This is a genomic window from Streptomyces sp. bgisy159, assembly GCF_057707805.1.
This window is the reverse complement of the sequence record NZ_JBYIQX010000002.1, coordinates 208,663-232,184: the sequence shown is the minus strand read 5'-3', so window position 1 is coordinate 232,184 and position 23,522 is coordinate 208,663. Positions and strand designations below refer to the sequence as shown.

General features: G+C 69.7%; 20 protein-coding genes and 4 pseudogenes. 15 read left to right on the top strand and 9 right to left on the bottom strand.

What is annotated here, in order from left to right:
• Positions 1 to 28: 28 nt before the first annotated feature.
• The 6 genes and pseudogenes from AC3ET3_RS03125 to AC3ET3_RS03100 form a co-directional block, all read left to right on the top strand.
• A pseudogene (locus AC3ET3_RS03125) lies at positions 29 to 973 on the top strand (glycosyltransferase family 2 protein); the annotation flags it as partial.
• A 518-nt stretch (positions 974 to 1,491) separates the two neighbouring features.
• Complete coding sequence (rpsL, locus tag AC3ET3_RS03120; RefSeq protein WP_003948652.1) at positions 1,492 to 1,863, top strand: 30S ribosomal protein S12; 372 nt, start codon at positions 1,492 to 1,494, stop codon at positions 1,861 to 1,863.
• 2 nt (positions 1,864 to 1,865) lie between these two features.
• The gene (gene rpsG / locus AC3ET3_RS03115) at positions 1,866 to 2,336 is read left to right on the top strand and encodes a 30S ribosomal protein S7 (protein WP_264924788.1); all 471 of its coding nucleotides are present in this window, start codon (positions 1,866 to 1,868) and stop codon (positions 2,334 to 2,336) included.
• A 39-nt stretch (positions 2,337 to 2,375) separates the two neighbouring features.
• The gene (gene fusA / locus AC3ET3_RS03110; RefSeq protein WP_432155444.1) at positions 2,376 to 4,502 is read left to right on the top strand and encodes an elongation factor G; all 2,127 of its coding nucleotides are present in this window, start codon (positions 2,376 to 2,378) and stop codon (positions 4,500 to 4,502) included.
• Positions 4,503 to 4,659: 157 nt separating this feature from the next.
• The gene (gene tuf / locus AC3ET3_RS03105) at positions 4,660 to 5,853 is read left to right on the top strand and encodes an elongation factor Tu (protein WP_432155443.1); all 1,194 of its coding nucleotides are present in this window, start codon (positions 4,660 to 4,662) and stop codon (positions 5,851 to 5,853) included.
• A gap of 253 nt (positions 5,854 to 6,106) precedes the next feature.
• Positions 6,107 to 6,886 (top strand): hypothetical protein, encoded by a 780-nt coding sequence (locus tag AC3ET3_RS03100; RefSeq protein WP_435611579.1) that lies wholly within the window; start codon positions 6,107 to 6,109, stop codon positions 6,884 to 6,886.
• A gap of 165 nt (positions 6,887 to 7,051) precedes the next feature.
• On the opposite strand, the gene AC3ET3_RS03095 is transcribed toward AC3ET3_RS03100, so the two are convergent.
• The 3 genes from AC3ET3_RS03095 to AC3ET3_RS03085 form a co-directional block, all read right to left on the bottom strand.
• Positions 7,052 to 7,261, bottom strand: a complete 210-nt coding sequence (locus tag AC3ET3_RS03095; protein ID WP_432155441.1) for a 4-oxalocrotonate tautomerase family protein — start codon at positions 7,259 to 7,261, stop codon at positions 7,052 to 7,054.
• A 132-nt stretch (positions 7,262 to 7,393) separates the two neighbouring features.
• Positions 7,394 to 7,594, bottom strand: coding sequence for a hypothetical protein (locus AC3ET3_RS03090; RefSeq protein ID WP_435611578.1), 201 nt, complete (start codon positions 7,592 to 7,594; stop codon positions 7,394 to 7,396).
• Positions 7,591 to 8,352 carry an SDR family oxidoreductase gene (locus AC3ET3_RS03085; RefSeq protein ID WP_435611577.1) on the bottom strand — a complete coding sequence of 254 codons (762 nt, stop codon included), beginning with the start codon at positions 8,350 to 8,352 and terminating at the stop codon, positions 7,591 to 7,593. The genes AC3ET3_RS03090 and AC3ET3_RS03085 overlap by 4 nt, the downstream gene beginning before the upstream one ends.
• Before the next feature lie 77 nt (positions 8,353 to 8,429).
• Here AC3ET3_RS03085 and AC3ET3_RS03080 point away from each other — a divergent pair, with 77 nt between their 5' ends.
• Both AC3ET3_RS03080 and AC3ET3_RS03075 read left to right on the top strand, forming a co-directional pair.
• Positions 8,430 to 9,299: a helix-turn-helix transcriptional regulator gene (locus AC3ET3_RS03080; RefSeq protein WP_432155438.1), complete on the top strand. Its 870-nt coding sequence runs from the start codon at positions 8,430 to 8,432 to the stop codon at positions 9,297 to 9,299.
• Positions 9,300 to 9,315: 16 nt separating this feature from the next.
• Positions 9,316 to 9,462 (top strand): annotated as a pseudogene (locus AC3ET3_RS03075) (IS5/IS1182 family transposase); the annotation flags it as partial.
• A gap of 8 nt (positions 9,463 to 9,470) precedes the next feature.
• On the opposite strand, the gene AC3ET3_RS03070 reads toward AC3ET3_RS03075, so the two are convergent.
• Positions 9,471 to 10,925, bottom strand: a complete 1,455-nt coding sequence (locus AC3ET3_RS03070; protein ID WP_435611576.1) for a CPBP family glutamic-type intramembrane protease — start codon at positions 10,923 to 10,925, stop codon at positions 9,471 to 9,473.
• 374 nt (positions 10,926 to 11,299) lie between these two features.
• Here AC3ET3_RS03070 and AC3ET3_RS03065 point away from each other — a divergent pair, with 374 nt between their 5' ends.
• Entirely contained in the window at positions 11,300 to 13,405 is a 2,106-nt protein-coding gene (locus AC3ET3_RS03065; protein ID WP_435611575.1) for an RHS repeat-associated core domain-containing protein, read from the top strand.
• Positions 13,406 to 13,516: 111 nt separating this feature from the next.
• Complete coding sequence (locus AC3ET3_RS03060) at positions 13,517 to 14,182, top strand: DUF4241 domain-containing protein (RefSeq protein WP_435611574.1); 666 nt, start codon at positions 13,517 to 13,519, stop codon at positions 14,180 to 14,182.
• Between the two features lie 193 nt (positions 14,183 to 14,375).
• Here AC3ET3_RS03060 and AC3ET3_RS03055 read toward each other — a convergent pair.
• Positions 14,376 to 14,669 (bottom strand): annotated as a pseudogene (locus tag AC3ET3_RS03055) (transposase); the annotation flags it as partial.
• Positions 14,635 to 16,638 (bottom strand): ATP-binding protein, encoded by a 2,004-nt coding sequence (locus AC3ET3_RS03050; RefSeq protein WP_435611573.1) that lies wholly within the window; start codon positions 16,636 to 16,638, stop codon positions 14,635 to 14,637. The pseudogene AC3ET3_RS03055 and the gene AC3ET3_RS03050, both read right to left, overlap by 35 nt.
• 259 nt (positions 16,639 to 16,897) lie before the next feature.
• Here AC3ET3_RS03050 and AC3ET3_RS03045 point away from each other — a divergent pair, with 259 nt between their 5' ends.
• The gene (locus AC3ET3_RS03045; RefSeq protein ID WP_435611572.1) at positions 16,898 to 18,145 is read left to right on the top strand and encodes a hypothetical protein; all 1,248 of its coding nucleotides are present in this window, start codon (positions 16,898 to 16,900) and stop codon (positions 18,143 to 18,145) included.
• A 9-nt stretch (positions 18,146 to 18,154) separates the two neighbouring features.
• Here AC3ET3_RS03045 and AC3ET3_RS03040 read toward each other — a convergent pair whose 3' ends face one another.
• Positions 18,155 to 18,868, bottom strand: a complete 714-nt coding sequence (locus tag AC3ET3_RS03040; protein ID WP_435611571.1) for a hypothetical protein — start codon at positions 18,866 to 18,868, stop codon at positions 18,155 to 18,157.
• A 294-nt stretch (positions 18,869 to 19,162) separates the two neighbouring features.
• Here AC3ET3_RS03040 and AC3ET3_RS03035 point away from each other — a divergent pair.
• The 3 genes and pseudogenes from AC3ET3_RS03035 to AC3ET3_RS03025 form a co-directional block, all read left to right on the top strand.
• Positions 19,163 to 19,264, top strand: a pseudogene (locus tag AC3ET3_RS03035) (transcriptional regulator); the annotation flags it as partial.
• On the top strand, positions 19,261 to 19,440 hold the full coding sequence (locus AC3ET3_RS03030) for a DUF397 domain-containing protein (protein ID WP_435611570.1): 180 nt from the start codon (positions 19,261 to 19,263) through the stop codon (positions 19,438 to 19,440). The pseudogene AC3ET3_RS03035 and the gene AC3ET3_RS03030, both read left to right, overlap by 4 nt.
• Positions 19,437 to 20,189, top strand: coding sequence for a hypothetical protein (locus AC3ET3_RS03025; RefSeq protein WP_435611569.1), 753 nt, complete (start codon positions 19,437 to 19,439; stop codon positions 20,187 to 20,189). The genes AC3ET3_RS03030 and AC3ET3_RS03025 overlap by 4 nt, the downstream gene beginning before the upstream one ends.
• A 10-nt stretch (positions 20,190 to 20,199) precedes the next feature.
• On the opposite strand, the gene AC3ET3_RS03020 is transcribed toward AC3ET3_RS03025, so the two are convergent.
• Together AC3ET3_RS03020 and AC3ET3_RS03015 are read right to left on the bottom strand one after the other, a co-directional pair.
• The gene (locus AC3ET3_RS03020) at positions 20,200 to 21,609 is read right to left on the bottom strand and encodes a carbohydrate-binding protein (protein WP_435611568.1); all 1,410 of its coding nucleotides are present in this window, start codon (positions 21,607 to 21,609) and stop codon (positions 20,200 to 20,202) included.
• 88 nt (positions 21,610 to 21,697) lie between these two features.
• Positions 21,698 to 22,618, bottom strand: coding sequence for a LysR family transcriptional regulator (locus AC3ET3_RS03015; protein ID WP_432155429.1), 921 nt, complete (start codon positions 22,616 to 22,618; stop codon positions 21,698 to 21,700).
• Between the two features lie 281 nt (positions 22,619 to 22,899).
• Here AC3ET3_RS03015 and AC3ET3_RS03010 point away from each other — a divergent pair, with 281 nt between their 5' ends.
• A complete protein-coding gene (locus tag AC3ET3_RS03010) occupies positions 22,900 to 23,334 on the top strand; it encodes a hypothetical protein (RefSeq protein WP_432135017.1) in 435 nt (144 codons plus the stop codon).
• Positions 23,335 to 23,522: the final 188 nt, after the last annotated feature.

Here is a 23,522-nt window from a genome sequence, read left to right as displayed (position 1 = left end):
ACGCAGCCGTCGAAGAGGGGAGGACCGGGTGTCCGAACCGGTGACCGTGCTGTCCGTCGTCATACCGATGTACAACGAGGAAGAGGCCCTGCCCGCTCTGCTCAGCCGCGTGCGTCCGGTCCTCGCGGACCTCGGCGTGCCGTACGAGCTGATCGCCGTCGACGACGGAAGCACCGACCGTACCGCCGAGCTGCTCGCCGCCTTCCGGCTCGGCTGGCCCGAACTGCGCGTCATCGGCCTGCGCCGCAACTCCGGACACCAGGCCGCGCTGACCGCCGGCCTCGACCGCTCGGTCGGCGAGTACGTCGTCAGCCTGGACGCCGACCTCCAGGATCCGCCGGAGAAGATCCCCGACATGCTGACGCTGGCGCGCGGCGAGGGGCTCGACATCGTGTACGGGATCCGGGCGGACCGGGCCAGCGACACCGGGTTCAAGCGGTGGACCGCCGGTGTCTACTACCGGCTCGTACGACGGCTCGCCGGGCCGTCGGTGCCCGCTCAGGCGGGGGACTTCCGGCTGCTCAGCCGGGCCGCCGTCGACGCGCTGAAGGCCCTGCCGGACCAGCAGCGGGTCTACCGGCTGCTGGTGCCGTGGCTGGGCTTCCCGAGCGGCCGGGTCACCTACGAGCGCGCTCCGCGCACCGCCGGCCGCAGCAAGTACCCGCTCGGCCGGATGATCCGCCTCGCCGTCGACAGCATCACCGGCTTCTCGGCGGCGCCGCTGCGGCTGGCCACCTGGCTGGGCGGCTTCGCGTTCCTGGTGTGCCTGGGGCTGATGGCGTACACGCTGGGCGCCTACGCCTTCGACCGCACGGTCCCCGGGTGGACGTCGCTGTTCACCGGGGTGCTGTTCATCGGGGCGGTGCAGCTGATCTGCGTCGGGCTGCTGGGGGAGTACGTGGCGCGGATCTACACGGCGGTACAGAACCGGCCGACGTACTTCGTCGGGCACGACTCGGCGGACCGGGCAGGCACGGCGACTCGGGAGGACGCGGCGACTCGGCCGGGCGCGGCGGACGGCGGGGGCGCGGCGGGTCGGGCCGCCCCGGATGGACCGGCGGCTCCGGCCGGCCCGGCGATCCCGGACGCCCCGGCAGACCCGGCGATCCCGGACGCCCCGGCCGGCCCCGCGCCCCTCACGGAGGCGGCGGTTCCGGCGGCCGCGGCCGACCGGACGGAGCGGCCCGGGGACGCGGCGCCGGCGGATGCGGAACCCCGTTCGGTGTGGTAGTGGGCCCCGGGAGGAGGCCGGGCGCGTCGCTTTTGTTTTGACCGGAGTCTGTGGGCCGGTTACGCTCAGACCTTGTGCCTGGGGTGTGCCCTGGCTTCCGTGCGTGCCTTCGACCGCACGGCGAGTCGGCAGTGGCCACCGTAATCCGCGTTCCCTTTCGCCTGGCGGCGGGAGTGCGCCGGATTCGACACACCCGACCGCGTGGGTCGGCAAAGTTCCAGGTTAGCTGTACCCATCGGCACACAGAAACCGGAGAAGTAGTGCCTACGATCCAGCAGCTGGTCCGCAAGGGCCGGCAGGACAAGGTCGAGAAGAACAAGACGCCCGCACTCGAGGGTTCCCCTCAGCGTCGCGGCGTCTGCACGCGTGTGTTCACGACCACCCCGAAGAAGCCGAACTCGGCCCTGCGTAAGGTCGCGCGTGTGCGTCTGACCAGCGGGATCGAGGTCACCGCTTACATTCCGGGTGAGGGACACAACCTGCAGGAGCACTCCATCGTGCTCGTGCGCGGCGGCCGTGTGAAGGACCTGCCGGGTGTTCGCTACAAGATCATCCGTGGCTCCCTCGACACCCAGGGTGTCAAGAACCGCAAGCAGGCCCGCAGCCGTTACGGCGCCAAGAAGGAGAAGTAAGAATGCCTCGTAAGGGCCCCGCCCCGAAGCGCCCGGTCATCATCGACCCGGTCTACGGTTCTCCTCTGGTGACCTCCCTGATCAACAAGGTGCTGCTGAACGGCAAGCGCTCCACCGCCGAGCGCATCGTCTACGGCGCCATGGAGGGCCTGCGCGAGAAGACCGGCAACGACCCGGTCATCACGCTGAAGCGCGCTCTCGAGAACATCAAGCCGACCATCGAGGTCAAGTCCCGCCGTGTCGGTGGCGCCACCTACCAGGTCCCGGTCGAGGTCAAGCCCGGCCGTGCCAACACCCTGGCGCTGCGCTGGCTCGTCGGCTACTCCCGCGCCCGTCGCGAGAAGACGATGACCGAGCGTCTGCTGAACGAGCTCCTCGACGCGTCCAACGGCCTCGGCGCCGCTGTGAAGAAGCGCGAGGACACGCACAAGATGGCCGAGTCCAACAAGGCCTTCGCGCACTACCGCTGGTAGTCGCTACCCCATCGAGAACCGAGAGAAGACGAAAGCCTTATGGCTACCACTTCGCTTGACCTGGCCAAGGTGCGCAACATCGGCATCATGGCCCACATCGACGCGGGCAAGACGACCACCACCGAGCGGATCCTGTTCTACACCGGCGTTTCCTACAAGATCGGTGAGGTCCACGACGGCGCTGCCACCATGGACTGGATGGAGCAGGAGCAGGAGCGTGGCATCACGATCACCTCTGCTGCCACCACCTGCCACTGGCCGCTGGAAGACGTCGACCACACCATCAACATCATCGACACGCCGGGCCACGTCGACTTCACCGTCGAGGTGGAGCGTTCGCTGCGCGTGCTCGACGGTGCCGTGACGGTGTTCGACGGCGTCGCCGGCGTCGAGCCCCAGTCCGAGACGGTGTGGCGTCAGGCGGACCGCTACGGCGTTCCGCGTATCTGCTTCGTCAACAAGCTCGACCGCACCGGTGCCGAGTTCCACCGCTGCGTCGACATGATCACCGACCGTCTGGGCGCCCAGCCGCTCGTCATGCAGCTGCCGATCGGCGCTGAGGCGGACTTCAAGGGTGTCGTCGACCTGGTGACGATGAAGGCCTTCGTGTGGTCCGCCGAGGCCACCAAGGGCGAGATGTACGACACCGTCGACATCCCGGACACCCACGCCGAGGCCGCCGAGGAGTGGCGCGGCAAGCTGGTCGAGGCCGTCGCCGAGAACGACGAAGAGATCATGGAGCTGTACCTGGAGGGCCAGGAGCCCACCGTGGAGCAGCTGTACGCCGCGATCCGTCGTATCACCATCGCCTCCGGCAAGGGCACCGGCACCACGGTGACCCCGGTGTTCTGCGGCACCGCGTTCAAGAACAAGGGCGTCCAGCCCCTGCTCGACGCGGTCGTGCGCTACCTGCCGTCCCCCGTCGACATCGAGGCCATCGAGGGCCACGACGTCAAGGACGGCGAGACGGTCATCAAGCGCAAGCCGTCCGACGACGAGCCGCTGTCGGCGCTGGCGTTCAAGATCATGAGCGACCCGCACCTCGGCAAGCTCACCTTCGTCCGCGTGTACTCCGGCCGCCTGGAGTCCGGCACCGCCGTGCTGAACTCCGTCAAGGGCCGCAAGGAGCGCATCGGCAAGATCTACCGCATGCACGCCAACAAGCGTGAGGAGATCGAGTCGGTGGGTGCCGGCGACATCGTCGCCGTCATGGGTCTGAAGCAGACCACCACCGGCGAGACGCTCTGCGACGAGAAGAGCCCGGTGATCCTGGAGTCCATGGACTTCCCGGCGCCGGTCATCGAGGTCGCGATCGAGCCGAAGTCGAAGGGCGACCAGGAGAAGCTGGGCGTCGCGATCCAGCGCCTGGCCGAGGAGGACCCGTCCTTCCAGGTCCACACCAACGAGGAGACCGGCCAGACCGTCATCGGCGGTATGGGCGAGCTTCACCTCGAGGTGCTCGTGGACCGCATGAAGCGCGAGTTCAAGGTCGAGGCCAACGTCGGCAAGCCGCAGGTCGCGTACCGCGAGACGATCCGCAAGGCCGTCGAGAAGGTCGAGTACACCCACAAGAAGCAGACGGGTGGTACCGGTCAGTTCGGTAGGGTCATCATCGCGATCGAGCCGATCGAGAGCGGTGACACCTCGTACGAGTTCGTGAACAAGGTGACCGGTGGCCGTATCCCGAAGGAGTACATCCCTTCGGTGGACGCCGGTGCGCAGGAGGCCATGCAGTTCGGCATCCTCGCCGGTTACGAGATGACCGGCGTCCGCGTCACCCTGCTCGACGGTGCCTACCACGAGGTCGACTCCTCCGAGCTCGCCTTCAAGATCGCCGGTTCGCAGGCCTTCAAGGAGGCCGCGCGCAAGGCTTCGCCCGTGCTCCTGGAGCCGATGATGGCCGTCGAGGTCACCACGCCCGAGGACTACATGGGTGACGTCATCGGCGACATCAACTCCCGCCGTGGCCAGATCCAGGCCATGGAGGAGCGGGCCGGTGCCCGCGTCGTGAAGGGCCTCGTGCCCCTGTCGGAGATGTTCGGCTACGTCGGCGACCTCCGCAGCAAGACGTCGGGTCGCGCAAGCTACTCGATGCAGTTCGACTCCTACGCCGAGGTTCCGCGGAACGTCGCCGAGGAGATCATCGCGAAGGCCAAGGGCGAGTAACGCACCGCGTTCTCACGCCGTAGGCTTGACTCCGGAGCCTCACGGGGCAAACGTCCGCAATCGTCGGCGTTTGCCCCAGGTTCCGGGCATTAACAGCAAAGATCACCTGGCGCCGATGAAGTAAGGCGTACCAGAACCACTCCACAGGAGGACCCCAGTGGCGAAGGCGAAGTTCGAGCGGACTAAGCCGCACGTCAACATCGGCACCATCGGTCACATCGACCACGGTAAGACGACCCTCACGGCCGCCATTACCAAGGTGCTGCACGACGCGTACCCGGAGCTGAACGAGGCCACCCCGTTCGACAACATCGACAAGGCGCCCGAGGAGCGCCAGCGCGGTATCACCATCTCCATCGCGCACGTCGAGTACCAGACCGAGGCGCGTCACTACGCCCACGTCGACTGCCCGGGTCACGCGGACTACATCAAGAACATGATCACGGGTGCGGCGCAGATGGACGGCGCCATCCTCGTGGTCGCCGCCACCGACGGCCCGATGCCGCAGACCAAGGAGCACGTGCTCCTGGCCCGCCAGGTCGGCGTTCCGTACATCGTCGTCGCCCTGAACAAGGCCGACATGGTGGACGACGAGGAGATCCTGGAGCTCGTCGAGCTCGAGGTCCGCGAGCTGCTCTCCGAGTACGAGTTCCCGGGCGACGACCTGCCGGTCGTCAAGGTCTCCGCGCTCAAGGCCCTCGAGGGCGAGCCGGAGTACGTCCAGTCCGTCCTCGACCTGATGAAGGCCGTCGACGAGTCGATCCCGGAGCCCGAGCGCGACGTCGACAAGCCGTTCCTCATGCCGATCGAGGACGTCTTCACGATCACCGGTCGCGGTACGGTCGTCACCGGCCGTATCGAGCGTGGTGTCCTGAAGGTCAACGAGACCGTCGACATCATCGGCATCAAGACCGAGAAGACCACCACCACGGTCACCGGCATCGAGATGTTCCGCAAGCTGCTCGACGAGGGCCAGGCCGGTGAGAACGTCGGTCTGCTGCTCCGCGGCATCAAGCGCGAGGACGTCGAGCGCGGCCAGGTCATCATCAAGCCGGGCTCGGTCACCCCGCACACCGAGTTCGAGGCGCAGGCCTACATCCTCTCCAAGGACGAGGGTGGCCGCCACACGCCGTTCTTCAACAACTACCGCCCGCAGTTCTACTTCCGCACCACGGACGTGACCGGCGTCGTGCACCTCCCCGAGGGCACCGAGATGGTCATGCCGGGCGACAACACCGAGATGCGCGTCGAGCTGATCCAGCCCGTCGCCATGGAGGAGGGCCTGAAGTTCGCCATCCGTGAGGGTGGCCGGACCGTCGGCGCCGGCCAGGTCACCAAGATCGTCAAGTAAGTTCCGCTTGCTTGGGGTCTGTTGACCCGGTAGCTCCAGCTGCGAGCACCTGAAGGGGCCCGTACGACTTCGGTCGTACGGGCCTCTTCGTCTGTGTCCGCCCGTGTCCGTCTCTCTCCGGCGGTGTCCGCCTGTCGCCGCCTGTCGCCGCCTGTCGCCGCCTGTCTCCGTCCGTGTCCGTCTGTGTCCGGCCGGGTGCGGTTTCGTTACACGGCGCTGGCACACTCCTTCCCGACGGGGAAGGGGAACGTTCATGAAGAAGCGTCTGAGACGCGGTGTGGTGCCGGTACTGCTGGGGGCGGCGAGCCTGCTGCTGGTGGCGGGCTGCGGGCCGGAGGACGAAGCGGACACCGGGGCGGCGGGGCGACCGAGCAGCGCCGCGGCCGGCGATGCTTCGACGACACCCGAGGCGACCTCACCGGTGTCCCCGTCCGGCTCGTCGTCGCGACCCGGCTCGTCGTCCCCGTCCGGGGCACCGTCCTCGTCGGCCAGGCCGTCCCCGTCCGTGTCCGCGCCCGCATCGGCGTCTCCCACCCGCCCGGCCTGGCCGCGGGTCACCTTCGCCCGGCTGTCCTTCGAGACACCCCCGGGCTGGACCCTGACCCGGTCCGGCGAACACGGCGCCTGCCTCGAGCCGGTGAGCCGGGCCGGCCTGCCGAAGGTGTTCGGCTGCGCGGGGATCGCCGTCCTGACCGGCTCCATCCCCGGCAACGAACTCAGCCCCTACGAGGCCCGGCAGCCCGGCGGCTGGTACGCCGCCACCGACGTCCAGCCCTGCCCGGTCGGCGGGCTCCGCGCGGACGGCTCCCTGAACGGCATCACCGGTGGCTCCTCGTCCCCGCCCGTCGAGTCCGGCCTGCGCCCGGTCGGCGACCGCAAGGCGGCCTATGACCGCTGGACCGCCACCTGCGCCTCCGGCTACCGGTTCTCCCCGCAGGCCTGGTACCTGCCGGTCTCCCGGGTCCTCTTCCTCGACTACACGGGGCATCCGGAGACGGGGCGGGTACTGGGGTCGGTGCGGTTCCCGGGCTGAGGCTCGCGGGCTGGGCGGACCGGCACGCGGAAGCTCCCGGCAGGACGGCGCGGACTCGGTATCCGCGCGCCCACCAGGAGCTTCTCCGCAGGTGCCCACCGTCCCGCATCCTCAACGGCCGCAGTCGGCGGACCGGTTGGAGAACGCCAGCGAGGGCGGGGGGACTCAGGCGTCGCCGTTGAGCAGGGCGGCGGTCAGCACGTTGCCGGCGACGCCCCAACCGCCGTCGGGGACCTCGTCGACGAGGACCACGGTGGTGGGGCGGGCCCGCTCGCCGTAGATCTCGGCGTACAGGTCGGTGGTGCGTTCGACGATCTTCTTCTTGTCCTCGACGGTGAGGGTGCCGGCTGGAACCTTGAAATGAGCGAAAGGCACGGTGCTTCTCCTTGGGTTGTCTTCTTCCGTGGACCGGAAGTGCCTGTTCGAGGGAGGCCAGGGAGGCCAGGAAGGGCAGGGAGGCCAGGAAGGGCGGACGGCCCCGCGGGTGGAGGAGGATCCGGCGCCGCGCTAGTCCTTGAACTCGGCGAGCGGCGCGAAGGCGGGGGCGTTGCGGCCGGCGGTGGTGCGCATGCCGGTCCAGGTGTGCTGTCCCGACGGGTTGGTGACGCGGCCGGCCGGGGTGTGGCCGGCCTCGGCGAGGGCCCGTACGGTGACGCTCCCGAAGCCGCCGGAGGCACCCGTCACGACGACGCTCGGCTGTGCCGTCACACCAGGCCGCCGTTGGCGCGCAGGATCTGCCCGTTCACCCAGTGGCCCTGCGGACTGGTGAGGAAGGCCACCACATCGGCGATGTCCTCCGGGCTCCCCAGTCTCTCCAGCGGCGGGATCTTGGCGAGCCGGTCGATCTCCTCGTCCGTCTTGCCCTCCAGGAACAGATCCGTGGCCGTGGGTCCGGGGGCGACGGTGTTCACGGTGATGTCGCGACCGCGCAGCTCGCGGGCGAGGATCATCGTCATCGCCTCGACAGCGCCCTTGCTCGCCGCGTACGCCCCGTAGGAGGGGAACTGCGTACCGACCACGGAGGTCGACAGCGCCACGAACGAGCCGCCTGTCCGCAGCCGCCGCGCGGCCTGCCGGGCGACCACGAAAGCGCCCCGGACATTGGTGCGGTGCACGGCGTCGAAGACCTTCAGATCGAGCTCGGCGATGGGGGACAGAGCGAGTCTGCCCGCGGAGTTGACGACGGCGTCCACGCCGCCGAACTCCTCTTCCGCCCGGTGGAACAGTGCGGCGACCGCGTCTTCGTCGGCCACATCGCCCTGGACCGCGATCGCCCGCCCGCCGTCGGCGGTGACGGCCGCCACCGTCTCCTCTGCGGCCCCCGCGTCGCGGGCGTAGTTCACCACGACGGCCAGACCGTCCTGCGCCAGTTTCCGGGAGATCGCCCGGCCGATGCCGCGTGATCCGCCGGTGACGACGGCGACCCGCGTGGCCGATGGGGGCCGAAGGGAAGGATCTGCGTTCATGTCACCAGGGTGGTTGCTGCCGGCCGGCGCAACCAGGGGATCTCATCCCCTGTGTCCGTGCCCCGGCCGAACGCAGAATGGACAGCATGGGTGCTGCGAAATACACCGAGCTGGGATCCTTCCTGCGTTCGCGGCGCGAACGCATCCTCCCGGCCGAGGTGGGCCTCCCCACCGGGCCCCGCCGCCGGGTCCCCGGTCTGCGGCGTGAGGAGGTCGCCCAGCTCGCCGGGGTGTCGGTGGACTACTACAACGAGCTGGAGCGCGGAGCCGGATCCCAGCCGTCGGAGCAGATGATCGCCGCCCTGGCCAGGGCGCTCCGGCTCAGCGCCGACGAACGCGACCACCTCTACCACCTGGCCGACCGCCCGGTGCCCGTGCACGGCGGGGCCGCCTCCCATGTCCACCCCGGCATGCTCGACCTCCTCCAACGCCTCACCTCGACACCGGCGCAGGTCATCACCGACCTGCACGTCACCCTCGTGCAGAATCCCCTCGCGGTGGCCCTGCTCGGAGACCAGTCCGGCTTCCGGGGCGTCCGGGCCAGCTTCATCCACCGCTGGTTCACCGAACCCGAAGCCCGGCGGCTCTACCCCGAAGCCGACCACGAGGCACAGTCCCGCGCCTTCGTCGCCGATCTGCGGGCAGCCGCCGCCAGGCGGGACGCGAAGGACGTCGAGGCCGGCTCGATGATCAGAGGGCTGCTCGACGCCTCCTCGGAGTTCGCCGCACTGTGGGCCCGCCACGACGTGGCGTTCCGGCGAGACGACCGGAAGCGCCTCAACCACCCCTCGCTCGGACTGGTCGAGGTCAACTGCCTCAACCTCTTCAGCGAGGACGGCCGGCAACGACTGCTCTGGTTCACCCCGGCCGTGGGCACGGACAGCGCCGGCCTGCTCGACCTGCTCACGGTCATCGGCACCCAGGACATCGCCGACTCGACTCGCTGAAGGGCTCGGCCCGGCCGTGCGCCTCGGCTCCGCCGGACCGCGTCGGCCCCGCCCGCAGCCCGGAACCCGACGGCGGCACCTGAGTACCGGCCGCCAAGCCCTGCCCGCCCTCACCCACGTGCACAACGGCCACCCGTACCCCGGACTCGCCGCCGGGCCCGGACGACGACGTCACTGCGACTCACCCGCCGGGCCGGGAGAGGAGTCCGGCGCGTGGTGCGGCTCGGCGTCGGACGGCGCCGCGGCGGACCCGGGCGGCCCGGCGGCCGGCCCGGGCGGCATCCCCGCCTCTGCGGCAGGCAGCGGTGACACCCCCGGAGGCACCGGCGCCTCTGCGGCCGATACTGGCGACGACACCCCCGGAGGCACCGGCGCCTCTGCGGCCGATACTGGCGACGACACCCCCGGAGGCACCGGCGCCCCTGCGGCAGACACAGACGGCCCGGCAGTAGCCCCCGGCGCCGGAGGAACCGGAGGCACCGGCCACGGCCCCGGGGCACCAGACCACCCAGCGGGCGCCCCCGACCACCCAGCGGGCGGCGCGGGCCACCCCACCGAGGCCGCGCCCCAACCCCCCGGTACCGCACCCTGACCTCCCGGCACCGCATGCCACGCCCCCGGCCACACCCCTGGCGCCCCCGGCCACGGCAGCGGCGGCTCGGGCCACCGCGCCTGGACGATCGGCTCGGCGGTCCGCCGGGGCCGGCGGCGACGGGCCCAGAGCAGGATGAGAGCCGTGTAGACGGCCATGGACACGACGTCGATGACGAAGAACTGCCACGGCATGTCCGCCGCCGTCTCGTCCGACGCCAACCCGTCCGTCACGGTGGCCCCGAGCGCGAAGAACGACAGGTTGTTCAGTGCGTGCAGCGCCACCGCCGCCTCAAGTCCTCCGGTGCGGACCGCCAGCCACCCGGCCACCATCCCGAACAGCAGCAGATCGATGAACCCCCAGACCGTCCCCCACCCGTGGGCCGCCGCGAAGAGGGCCGCCTGCGGCACCAACGCCCACCAGTACGACCGGAAGAAGGCACCGACCGACTGGAGCAGCCAACCCCGGAAGAGGTACTCCTCGGCAGCGGCCTGCAACGGCACCATGACGGCGAGCACGGCCAGCGAGAACAGATAGAACCGCCACCCGACCCATTCCGACGGGGCCGACGACGACGTGTCCTGCTCCTCGCCGGAGACGAGGAAAGATCCCACGACCAACAACAACACCGGTGCCACGGCCACCACCAGACACCGCGCCAGCCACCCCCACCGCAGCCCCCCGCTGACGGACGACACCGTGCCCGCCGGGCGTCGGCCCAGCCACAGCACTGTCAGCAGGACGACGGGCAGAGCGACGGCTATCGCCGCCAGGTCCAGCACCGTTCCCTGGAGCGGGCTGAAGTCGACACCCCCGTCGTCGAGTTCGGGCATCCCGGTCACGAAGCCGAAGACCTCGCTCGCCCCGTACAGCACGACACCGGCCACCAGCCAGGCGACCACCGCCACCAGCGTGCCGACCAGCGGACGCCACCAGCGGTGCCGCCCCGTCACATGGCCCAGGCGATGATACGGAAGAGGGGCGGGCCGAGGGGCCTCAGCCGACTGGACCCCGAACTCCGGTGCGATCGTCATGGCACAAGAGTGCCGCCTGATCGATACCCCCGGCGACCTCCGTGATCGTCTTCACCCCGCCGATCCGGGCCCCGCTCCCCACTGCGTCACTCCGCGACAGCACCTTCTGCGAACCTCGCCAGCCGGGCACCGCCACCCTCCCCGCATGAACCGCACCCCGACGGACACCCCGAACCCGGCACGACAGTGTTGACGACCGGCATAGAGGCACCCCACGGCCGGCGGCGAGAGTCCTTGCCTCCGCGCAATCGCCGGAACGGGGAGGAGCAGTCGGCGGGGCCGGCAGCATTCCAGCGGTCGTGCGGCACAGCTCAGTGAGGCAGCGCGATGCCGAAGGCGTCGCGTAGGGCGCGACGACGTCGTCGACGGCGTACGTGTACGACAAGGCATCCCGTCTGACCGGGAAGACCACGACCGGCACGGCCGGTTCGGGCACCCAGTCCTACGGCTACGACCGGACGGGCCGCCTGACCAGTTGGACCGGCGTCGACGGCACCGTGACGTCCTACGGCTGGGACGCGGCGGGCAACCGCACGAGTGCGGGAGACGTCACCGCCGTCTACGACGAGCGCAACCGGCTGCTGTCGGCCGGGAACGTGACGTACACGTACTCGGCGCGCGGCACCCGCACCGGCAGCACGGACACGAGCGGTACGCACACCGCGGCCTTCGACGCGTTCGGCCGGATGGTCTCGGCGGACGGCACGGCCTACGCCTACGACGCGCTGGGCCGCCTGGTCCAGCAGGGCGCTGACCGGCTGACGTACGCCGACCAGTCGAACAACCCGGTCGCTACGGCGGCGGGGCTGGTCTTCAGGGACCCGGCCGGTGAGGCGGTGTCGAGCGCGGCGACGGACGGTACGAACGCCCGCGCGCTGCTCTCTGACATGCACGGTGACGTGACGGGCGCGATCGACGCGGCGACGGGTGAACTCGGCGCCTCGACGTCGTACTCCCCCTTCGGCGAGATCACCGCCCGGTCCGGCGCGGCCGGCCCCCTGGGCTACCAGGGCGAGTACACCGACCCGTCCACGGGCCAGGTCAACATGCACGCCCGCTGGTACGACCCGGCGACGGGCGGGTTCTCGTCCCGGGACTCCTGGACGCTGAACCCGGTTCCGTCGATCAATGCGAATCGGTATGGGTACGGCGGTGGTGATCCGTTGGCGAACACGGACCCGAGCGGTCATTCGACCATCGGCAGCTTGATCAGCCGAGGTACCCAACTCGCAGAGGAAGCGGCAAACAAGGGCGCCGAGGTGGTCAAGGCTGGAGGCCGCTGGGTCTACAAACATCCCGGCAGGGCGCTGCGTATCGGCGGCAGCAGGGTGTTCGGAGGGTGGATCGGCTGGGCGTTTGAGTCCCGCACCCACGAAGTCTCGCGGGAATCAATCTGCCGTACCATGCCGTGGTTCTCGGAGTGCGTCGCACCGCTCCCACCATCACAGCGCACTCCCGTTCCTCCCGGTCATCCTCGGCCGAGCCAAGGAGACGGCAAAAGTTATCTCGTCAAGACTGGCCACGGAGCTGGAGCTGGAGCTGGTGCCGGAAACGGCCCATGTATCTTCTGCTGTGGTGGCGGAGGGGGCGGCGGCGGAACCGGCGTCGGGGCTGGCCCGTGCGTGTCCCATTGTCACAACGAGGGACCGCCGCCCCCGCTGGACTGGGATGACCTCCTCGGGAAGGCACTTGGCACCAAGGTTGATCATCCGGTCACGGGCAGGGAGACCGATGACGAGGTCTCCGAGTTCGTCGACGACTCCTTCATCCGGGCGCAGAAGGACTTGGAGCTCTCGGAGAAGGAACTCCTCAGGTACTTCAAGAACTTCCCTCGCTTGGATGATCAGAACGGGCTGAGCGAGGAATTCAGGAATTTCCTGGCCGCATGGAATAACCAGCCGAGTAACTGCATGATGGGTGAGGGAAAGTCCTGGGTTTACTACCACCCGCTGGATCGGGGACGAGCCACGGGCGTAACTGCATGCCTGAGCGCGGATGCGGTCGACTACCGGGGTCGCGGAAAGAAGGCAGACCCGAATAAAGACACGGATATCATGGGTGGCGACACCACCCGGGGTCGTGGCACGGATCGCAGTAACCCGGCAGGATGGCAATATCTCGACGGGCAGCGCGATTGGGCGCGCGGTCATCTGCTGGGGCGGCAACTGGGAGGCAATGGTCGAGATCGACGCAACTTGGTGAAGCTGTACAACAAAGCTAATTCGGTAATCATGGAAGATCATGAGTCGATCGTGCGAGGGAGACTCGATGCAGGCGAGCGGGTGTTCTATGCGTCAATTCCGATGTACGAGGGAAGCAACCCTGTGCCTGACACTGTCGAGCTGTACGCATTCGGAAGCAGAGGCAGCTTTTCGCACTGGACGGTGTACAACACCCCTGACGGGCTTCCGCCGAACCAGGACGTGGCAGGGCGAGTTTTGAGCATCTGCATGCGCGGAGTCGGAGTGCGGCAACGCTGAGCTGCTGCGTGCCCCACCTCATCGGTAGCAGGTGTGCCGGGTGACGGTGCTTACGTGCATCCATGAGTCTTCGTCTACAGTCTGGTTACTGCTGCCGACCTGGACTACGTCATGCCTCTCAATCCATCGGACTTCACTGCACTGTTCGCAGATCAGCACCGCTGCACCCTCCTGGGGGGTCGACCTGCCACCATAAGCTTGAGTAAGCCCGTGGACCTTGCGCTACCCACTGGGCAGGTCGTGGTCGGCGATCCCTTTACCGGACTCGGCCCCTTCGCGCCCCGTCCGTTCACTGCCGCAGTCTGCCCTGGCAGATATCCGGTCACCTTGGCGGTCGCTTCTTTCGGCAACGATGGCACCCCGGCTCAAGTGGCGGCCGCCGCTCGACTGTCCGTCAGTGGCGCTCCAGTAACTCGATGGGAACTTGCGCTCAATGAAAACCAGAATATCGAGGAACTCGGCGATCATGAATTTTTTGGTTACGAGACCGACTATGGGGACGTATGCTTCGTCGACGCATCTGCCGTCTCCGCACTGGCTGATCACGAGGAATGGCTCGTCGAGGCTCTCGCTGCCTATGCGGCGGCAAGTTTCGGTCTGCCTCCCGTAAAGGCGGTCGGATCGGACGGAGAAGAGATAGTGGCGTTTACCACTGGCCGTGGATACGGCTTCTACCCAACCTGGGTCGGCCGTACCAGCAGCGGTGATGTCGCATGCTTTGTTACCGACTTTCTCGTTCTCGAGGAGCCGGAACTTACTGACAGCGGGTCATCGTAAATCTCGACTTTGGTTCGCCCCCATCGTTGGAAGCGGACTAAACTTAGCCTCGATCTTGTGGCTTTTTCTGCAGGTGGGCAGGTTGGTGGCCCGGCTGATGCCTCTATGGATGTCAAGCGGCTGGTAGCTGGTGTCACCGGTCACGTCCGCTGGAGTGGTGTATCGACGGCCACTCGGTGATCTCGTTCTGAGGCTATGCGGTGAGTTTGGTGGGCAGGGCGGTGTCGTCGTCGGTTTCTGACTCGATCGGGTGGAGGAAGGCATTGGCGAGGAGTTCGCGGCCCATGTAGCGGCGGGCCTCGGTCCACTCGTCGTTCTGCTCGGCCAGGACCGCCCCGACGAGCCGGATGACGGCGGTGCGGTCGGGGAAGATGCCGACCACGTCGGTGCGGCGCCGGATTTCCTTGTTCAGCCGTTCCTGCGGGTTGTCCGACCAGATCTGCCGCCAGATCTCACGCGGGAAGGCCGTGAAGGCCAGCAGGTCTTCCATTGGCGCTCCGCGCCGACGGAATCACCCCGCCGGAGACGAGTTCGCCGACCGCGTCGGCGTGTTCGCGGACCAGGTAGTCCATGGCGTGCTCCGTCGAGGACTGGTATTCGAGCTGCTCGCCGTAGAAGCGCAGGCGTTCCTGGCAGTCCTCGATGATCTCGCCCCAGGTGCGGACCCAGATGCGGAACCGGGGCTGGAGGAGTGCGCAGCCGGGCATGCGGTCGTGCTGGTGGGCGAGTTGGCGGAGGCCTCCGTCCATGCTGTTGCCGACCAGCCAGAAATCCCAGGTCACGGGTGCGTCCCGGAACCGGTCGGCGGTCACCACGGCTTGGGCGTAGCTGTTGAGCTGCCCGAAGTCGGTCATGGTCAGGACGGTGCTCGGTCGCTTCAGTTCAACGACGAGGTGGTGCCGTTCGCCCTTCCCGCGCCGGGCCGCCTGAGAGAGCATGAGGTCGACGCGGCCTCGGCGGCCGTCGTCCATCAGCACGGACTCGGTCGGTACGAGGTCCTCGCGGCCGAGAAGCCGGCAGTGCTGCCGCAGTACCTCGTCCAGGCTGCGGTCGCTCACATGCAGCCCGTACTCCTCACCGAACACCCAGCATTCCTTCTCCAGGATGCGGTGCAGTTCGCCGTGCTCCTTCACACGCTTGCGTGATTCGCTCTCGAAGACGAGGTGTTCCAGGGCTGCGAGGAAATCCAGCCGATTGGTGGCCGCCGCTGATGCCCTGACCAGAGCCGTGAGCGGCGTACGGTCGAGGAGACGGGCCAACTCCTCCTGTTCCTGCCTGGAGAGGGTGAAGAGTTCCTCGGCGATCCGCAGGACATCCCCCGGCTCGTGCGCGATGACCGATCTGAGGAGGGCGAAGGTGGTTCTGCGGGCGCGCGTGTACCTGGGGAGATGTCGTACGACGGTGGTGGCCACGGCGTCGAACGTCTCGCGTTCGGCGCGCTCACGTTCGTCGGCGGGTTCACCGGCGTACGGGTAGATCCCTTCCTTCCGCCACTCGCCGACCTGCTCCCGTCGGCGCTGGTCCACCCGGGACCGGAAGTGGCCTCTGAGGTGCTCCCGTGCCGCGGCGACGACTTCGGCGGGGACACCGTCGGGGGCCCATTCGGCGAACGCCAGCTCGTCGGCGTCGAGTTCATCGAACCCGGACCACTGAAGGTGTGCGGTGAACTCGAAGCCAGGAGCCTGGATACCTGGCTTCAGCTGGACCCGTGACATTCCCTCCCCGTCGCACAGGAAGAGCGCACGGGTCACCGGCTTGCGCCACTCGATGACCTTGAGGTGTGCGGGCTCGCCGTCCCAGCCATCGCCGCCTGGCAAGGGGTAGTTGCGTACGAGAAGTTGCTCCGAGGATGGATCTAGGTCGCGGCCGTCGTAATCGATGTGGACATCCGGGTATTTCTCCAGGTAGGTGGCGAAAGCCGCGGTCAGTGAGGATCTGGTGCGCTCTTCCGCGAGCACGTCCAGTTGTGCGCTGCCGAACGCCTCGAAGAGAGTGCCGGTGTCGGCGCAGGTGGGCTCCGGTTCGCCGATGTCGAACTCGTCCATGGAGTGGCGGTCGGACTCGACCACCAGCCGCTCATGTCCGGTCGTTCCTTCGCTCACGCTGGTCCAGCGCACCTCGACACCGAGCGCAAAGGCTCGCACCCGGCCGCGTCCGTTCTTGCCGTGCAGGGCCCGCTTCTTCACCGGGCTCTCGCGAGCGCTCTTCTTCCAGGAAGCCCCGATGGGGCGGAAGTACTCCGCGCACTGCTCGGCGGACATACCGCTGCCGTCGTCCTCCACCCGGACCCGCTCCACCCCGCCGAGGTCGTTGCGCTCCAACTCGACGGCGACCCGAGAAGCGTCGGCGTCCAGGGCGTTCCAGATCAGTTCCTCGATCGCCCCGACAGGGTCGCGCAGCCGAGCCAGCTCGGCGACATGCTCCCGGCTGGTCTCCAGCCGTACCTTGACTATCACGGGCCCTTCCGTTGCGCGTCCTCCGGGTCGGAGTGGCCAGTGTGCCTGTTCGGGTCGTCCGATGTGCCGCACGACCTTTGAAATCACCCGAAGCGGTCGTCCGCCTCGGGGCTGGGGCACCCGTACCGGTTCGATCACGGGTTTCGTACGATCCTGCACAGCTCTGTGAATTGCCTGTGGTGACGCGAACAATGCCGTTCGGCGATCTTGAATGGCTGTCGTCTTCGTATTGTCCGCCCTATCCCATGTGAGCGCTTCCGTGAGCACCGTCCCCCCTCCCGAGAACCCCGGTGAGAATTCCGCTGAGTCCTCCTTCTCCGACGAGCAGTTGGAGGCGTTCATGCGTGAGGCGGCGGAGGGCGGTGGCGCGGGTGCGCCGAAGGAGCCGTCCGCGCGGGCTCGGATGGTGGCTCGGCGGTTGCGGGAGCAGGACGAGGCGGCCGTGCGTGAGCAGGGCCGGCGGCGGCGCTGGGGACGGAAGCGGAAGCCGGAGCCGGAGGCGTGGACGCCGCCGGGGTGGCGGACCGGGCCGGCGTGGCAGGAGATGAACGGGCGGGCCGGGCGGCGGCGCACGGTGCGGTCCGTGGTGTGGGTCGTGCTGGCCGTGGCGCTGGCGGTGGTCGCCGTGAAGCCGTCGCTGGTGCTGGACCGGATACCGGGGCGGGCCTCGGGCTCGCCGGAGGCGGCCGTGTCGGCGTCGCCGCTGCCCGCCGAGACGGCGCTGCCGACCGCCGCGCCGGGTGAGGTGACGCAGGCCGGACTGCCGACACGGGAGCATCCGTTCCTGGGTTCCCCCGCCCTGCAGTGGGCCGACGGCGCCGGTGCCATCGAGCTGCCGGACGCCAAGGCGGTCCCGGGGCTGAGCAAGGATCAGGTGGCGCTGGCGCTGCGCCGCACCAAGGAGTTCCTGGTCGCCGCGAACCTCGATCCCGCCGTGCTGCGGGGCGAGCAGCCCGAGAAGGCGCTGGGCCTGTTCGATCCGAAGCAGCAGAGTCTCCTGTCCGAGGTGCGGCGGTCGCTGCGCGAGCCGACCCGCGAGAACGAACCCGTCGAGTTCTTCAGCCGCTTCAACCCCGATGAGGTCGTCCTCGTCGGTGACGTGGTCAAGGTGCGCGGGCACATGACGTTCGAGCCGGGGCGGCGTGGCGAGGTCCGGGTGCACGCCGACTACACCTTCGTCTATCCGCTGGCGCGGGCGCACGGCGACGGTGACGTGGTGACCCGGACCATCATCCGGCGGTACCTCACGGTGACCATGGCGGACCCGGCGCGGCTGCGGGCCACCGAGGGCAAGCTCTGGATGGAGGCGTGGGACGCCAGTTACGGCAACGACGAGTGCGGTGTCGACGACGGCTACTTCCACCCCTCCTTCCCAGACGCCGGGCCGACCGGTGCACCGCCCACCGGCGAGGCCGCTGACCCGTACGACCGCAGCCGCGATCTCCTGACCGACGGGGCCGGGGACGGGGCAGAGGAGGAGTCGTGCGGCGTGGTCAGCCGCGTCTGACCGGAGCGCTCACCGCCGGGCGACGGCGTCGAGGATCGCCTCGGCCTGCTCGGTCCATGAGGCGGTGGCGGTGACCTCGGTGCCGACCTGGAGGCGTTCGAGCAGCGTGGCCCAGGCTTCGCCGCGCGCTCGGATCCGCTGTTGGCCGGGGAGGTCGGGCTCGTCCGCGTTGCGCCACTTGAGGGCGATGCGGCCGCCGGTCCTGACGTAGGGCTTGGTCTCGTCCCGCAGTTGGGTCAGAAGCGCCTCGACCTCGACACGGTGGCCGATCTCGACGCGAGTGGTCAGGGCGCCGGGCCTGTCCTCGAAGGTGTGGTCCGCGAACGCCGTGATCTCCGGTACGAGGGCTTCCACCCGAGCCCATTCCTGCTCGCTCCACGGGCCCAGGCCCACGGTGGAACGGAGGACGTGCAGCTCCCTGGCACGGATCGCCGCCTCTATCGCCTCGCACACCGTGAACCACGGCAGGTGCGCGCGGAAGCCCGTCCCGCCCCCCACCCGCAGAATGCGGTCGCCGCGCAGGAAGAGGTCGAGGGAGCGCAGCTCGTCCTCCCCGCCCGCGTAGGAGAAGTCCGCGCTGATGACGTCCGCCAGCGGGTACCGGCGTGCGCGCAGGCCCGGGACCGGTACCCACCGCCGCACCACCGTCACGTGGCGACCGTCGAAATCCACCCGCCACCACAGCCCGGCTGCCCGCACGCGTCGTCCGCCCGTTCTTCTCATGTTCCGGTTCTGCCCTTCTTCTGCCCGTTCTTGCGCGGGGGGGGGCGGGTCCTTCTCCTCCCGTGGTTCTTTGAGGGGGCCACCCTCACCTCGCCTACCTTGAGCAGTGACGACGTCGTTGCGTACGGTGACCGCCCAGTCGTTGGCCGGCCGTGTCGGCGCGGTCGGGCGGGGCGTACGGGGAGGCGTCGCTGCCGGGGCAGCCGTACGACGGAGGGGTGTGCGGGGATGGCGACGGACGTTCAGGTGGTGACCGGGGCGGACGGACCGGGGTGGGTGGTCACGGAGCCGAGGCGACCGCGCATCCTGGAACTGCGGTACGGCACGATCCGGGCGCAGGCTCTCCCCCCACGGGAGTCGCTGGAGTTCATCGAGAGAGTGCGGGGAGAGGCATGATCCGGGTCAAGAGCGGCTACAGCAGCGGCACCGACGGCGAGTCATGCGTCGAGATGGCCACCACCCCCGGCACCATCCACATCCGCGACTCCAAGTACCGCGACCAGAGCCCCCGGCTCGCGCTCGCGCCGGTGGTTTGGGCGGAGTTCGTGCAGGGCGTGATCATGGAGGGGTGAAGACAACTCTCGCTCGTAGCCTCGCCCTCACCGCTCTGCTCGGCCTCGGCGCCCTCGGGTGCGGTTCCTCCTCCGGGTCCGGGGTGAGCTGGCCGCCGACCGCGTCGGAGAGCCCGACCGCCACCGAGACGGCCGCCCCGACCGGTACCGGCGGCGGCTCCGCCGAGTTGCTGATCGGGCAGGTCAACGACACGATGCGCAGCCTCGCGTTCACCGGCATCGGGAACTCCACCGCCTTCGACGGCGGCACCACGCAGGTGGCGTGGAACCCGGACCAGGGGCTGCGGATCTCGTACTCCGCCACGGCCGACGGCGGCAAGGACATGTACTGCAAGGACGGGGTGACGTACACCAGCGCCCCGCTGCTGAAGCAGGGCCTGGCCGGCAAGGGCATAGAGATCAGCGTGCCCGACCGGCTCGCCGACGTGTACGTGGTCACCGAGGCCGACGGCCGGGACTGTTCCATGTACTTCGTGCTGCCGGGCAGCGGGACCTTCGCGCCCGAGAAGGACACCACGGTGAACGGGGTCCGGGCGCGGGCCGTCGTCGCCTCCTCGGGGCCCACCTCGGACACGTACTACATCAGCGTCGACGACCCGGCCCGGCTGCTCAAACTGGTGTCGGTGCGCGACGGGCGGACCAGCTCCACGACCTACTCAGGCTTCGGGCAGAAGCAGGACATCACGTTCCCGAGCCCGGAACGCACCATGACCATGGACGAGTTCCGGGCTCAGGTCGACGCGGGATGAGCCGGGTGCGTCAGAGGCGCTGCCAGAGGGCGGGGACGTTCGGGGGCTCCCAGCCGGGCTGGGCCTGGTGGCCCTGGAGGCAGCGGTAGGCGGCGCCGCCGTAGGTGACCTGGTCGCCCGCCCGGTAGACGGTGCCGGCCGCCCAGGTGCCGCCGGGCTCGCCGGGATCTCCCGGGTCACCGGGGTCGCCCGGGGCGCCGCCCGTGGTGCGCAGGGTCAGGCCGTACGTCTGGAGCAGCGGGTTGATCGGCTGGAAGAACGTCGTGCCGCCGCTGGAGCAGTTGCCCGAGCCGCCCGAGGTGACGCCCTGGGCCTGGCTGCCGGAGATGAACGAGCCGCCGGAGTCGCCGGGTTCGGCGCAGACGGTGGTGCGGGTGACGCCGGAGATCGTGCCCTCGGGGTAGGTGACGCTGGTGTTGTGCTGCTGGATCGTGCCGCAGTGCCAGCCGGTGGTGGAGCCCGAGCGGCACACCGACGCGCCGACGGGCGCCTGCGCCGACCCGGTCACCTGGACCTGCGTCCCGCCCGCGCCCTTGACGTACGGCGTCGCCGTCCAGCTGGAGTTGACCGCGACCCAGGCCATGTCGTTGCCGGGGAAGACCGACGCCTGGAAGGTGCCCTGGGCGACCTGGTTGTAGCCGCTGGTCGAGGAGCCCGCGCGGCCGCAGTGGCCGGCGGTGGCGAAGCCGTGCTGGGAGCCCCGGGTGACGGGGAAGCCGATCGAGCAGCGGCTGCTGTTGCCGATGTAGTACGCCTCGCCGCCGCGCAGGTCGTACAGCGGGCGCGGGCGTTCGGCCGACTTCACGGTGCGGGTGAGGGCCGGGTCCACCCCGGCGGCGGCGGTCAGGGCACGGGCGGCGTCCGGTCGTATCGCCTCCATCACGACCCTGTTGGAGCGGACGTCGACGTACCGGACGGGCACGTCGGCGGTGGTGCGGCGGGCGGCCGCCGCCCGGTCCAGGCGTTCCTTCGCCGCGTCCAGGTCGGCCAGGGAGTGGCGTACGACCAGCGGCTCGGCGCCGGTCGCGCGGATGGCCGGGGCGTCCGCCGGGTCGGTCGTCGCCACGGTCAGGGTCCGGGACTCGCGGCCGGAGACCCAGGCGCCCGCGTAGTCCGCGCCGAGGGCGGACCGCAGGGTGCCTGCCCGGGCGCCCGCCGCGGCCTCGTTGGCCAGGCGGCGTTCGGCCTGCTGCCGGTCGGTGAGGCCGAGGTCGCGTTGCATGGCGGTGAGCACGGCGGCGGACGTGTCGGCGGTGCGGAGGGTGTCGGCGGCCGTTGCCGCGGCCACGGCCGCCGTGTCCGCCGCGTCCGCCGTGGGTCCGGCCGGCCGCGCGCTCGCGGAGCCGCTGAGCCCGGCCACGAGCAGTGCGGCCGTCGCCGCGGCGACGCTGCCCGCGGCTCTCCTGTGCCTGTGGAGCATGGGGAACTCCTCGGTGTCGGAAGGTGTCGCATCGATCGGTGGGGAAGCTCCGACACCGTATGGAGCGCCGAGTGGGCTCGGTAAGCAGTCAGTTGACCCTCCGGGTCGGTGTTATGGAACGGTGCGCGGCTCGGGCCTGGGCGAGCACCCCGGCCGCCGTCTCCTCCCGCTGGGCCGCCGGGTGCCAGCCCAGCAGGTGGCGCCAGAGCAGTGGCGTACCGGCCACGGGTCGGGTGGTCAGGCCGGGGGTGGATGGGAAGGTGGCCCGGCACAGGCCCACCGCGCGGCCCACCCGCACCAGGTGGACGCAGGACGTGGTGTCCGTCTCGTACATCCGGCGCGGGGCGAAGCCCGCGTGCGCGCAGGCGGCGGTGAAGCAGTCGGCGAAGCAGCCGTCCCCGGGCACGCACGCCCACGCCCGGTCCGCCAGGTCGGACAGCTCGATCTCGGGGCGCCCGGCCAGGGGGTGGCCGTCCGGGAGCATGACGTGGACCGGGTCGACGGCCACCTCCCGCCAGCGCAGCCCGTCCGCGCCGGGCGGCGGGGCGGAGCCGCAGGCGCCGGTGAGGGCGTAGTCGAGGCGGCCGTCGGCCAGCAGCCCGGCCAGCTCGCGCTCCGACCACGACGTGCGGGTGGTCACCGTGGCGTCGGGGACGGCGGCCGCCAGCCGGTCGACGAGGGCGCCGAGCAGCGGGCCGTGGGTGCCGCCGAGCCGCAGCCGCCCGCCGGCCGTGTGACCGGTGTGGGCGAGACGGGCCGCGTCCTGCTGGAGCGCGGTCACGGCGGGGAGCAGGAGCCGGGTGCGCTCCAGGACCAGTTCGCCGAGCGCGGTGGCCCGTACGCCGTGCCGCCCGCGCTCGAACAGCTCGCCGCCCAGGGCCCGCTCGATGCGCCTGAGCTGTGCGCTGAGCGCGGGCTGGGCGAGCCCGAGCACCGTCGCCGCCCGGGTGAGGCTGCCCGCCTCGGCGATCGTCCGGACCGTCTTCAGATGCCTCAACTCCAGCTCCATAGGGGGAGCTTGCTGCGGGTTCGCGGAGGGGGCAAGAGGTTGGTATGGACCAATGGGGCGGGGTGGCCGGGTGATCACTCCCCACGCGTCAACAACGATCCGGAATGCGCCCCGGGCGGTCAACATAGTGATGTCCCGGCTACGTCTTCGGGGGCGTATCCGAAACCTCGCGCGCCGGTGAGCGCGGGGATGCGATCGTTCGGGGCGTACGAGAGGCCCCCGGCCCCCTAGGCTGAGGGCGTTCGATGGCAGTGCGAGGAAAGTGACGGGAGGGAAGACTGGTGGAACTGACCGGTTACGCAACGGACTTCATCGTGGACTTGTCGTTGCCCTCGGCCATGGTCCGCTTCGTCCGGAGCGCGCGGCGGCGCTGGCCGGGGCTGTTCCTCGACGGGGAGTACCTGACACCGGAGGCATGGCAGACCTGGGAGTTGGACCCGCCGCAGGACGCCACCACACCGGCGGCCGTCACGTTCACCTCCGGCAAGGAGATGGAGGACTTCTGGGAGGAGAACGGCTACGCCCTGGACCCGTCCTCGGGACAGGGACCGTACGCCGTCTTCTACCGCCGCAGCCAGCCTCCGCTGGAACCGGGGTTCGTGGTCAGCGTGGTGACCCCCGCGAATCCGGACACGGACCCCTTCTCCCTGGAGATCACCCGGGAGTTCATGGAGGCGTTCGAGGGCGAGCGGCCGGGCGCGGTACGGCACGCCTGAGACATCGCCGCCCTCATGAGGCGTCGCGGAGGCGGACCACCACCGCGTGTCACCGCTCCGGCGGTACGCGGCGCCTCATGAGGGCGACGAGTCGGGCCCGCCGGGCTTCTGGCGGCCGGGGCGCACAGGGCCCGCAGCAGCGCGGGCCGACGGGCGCTGTGCACCAGCTCGGCGTCGTGGCGAGCCCA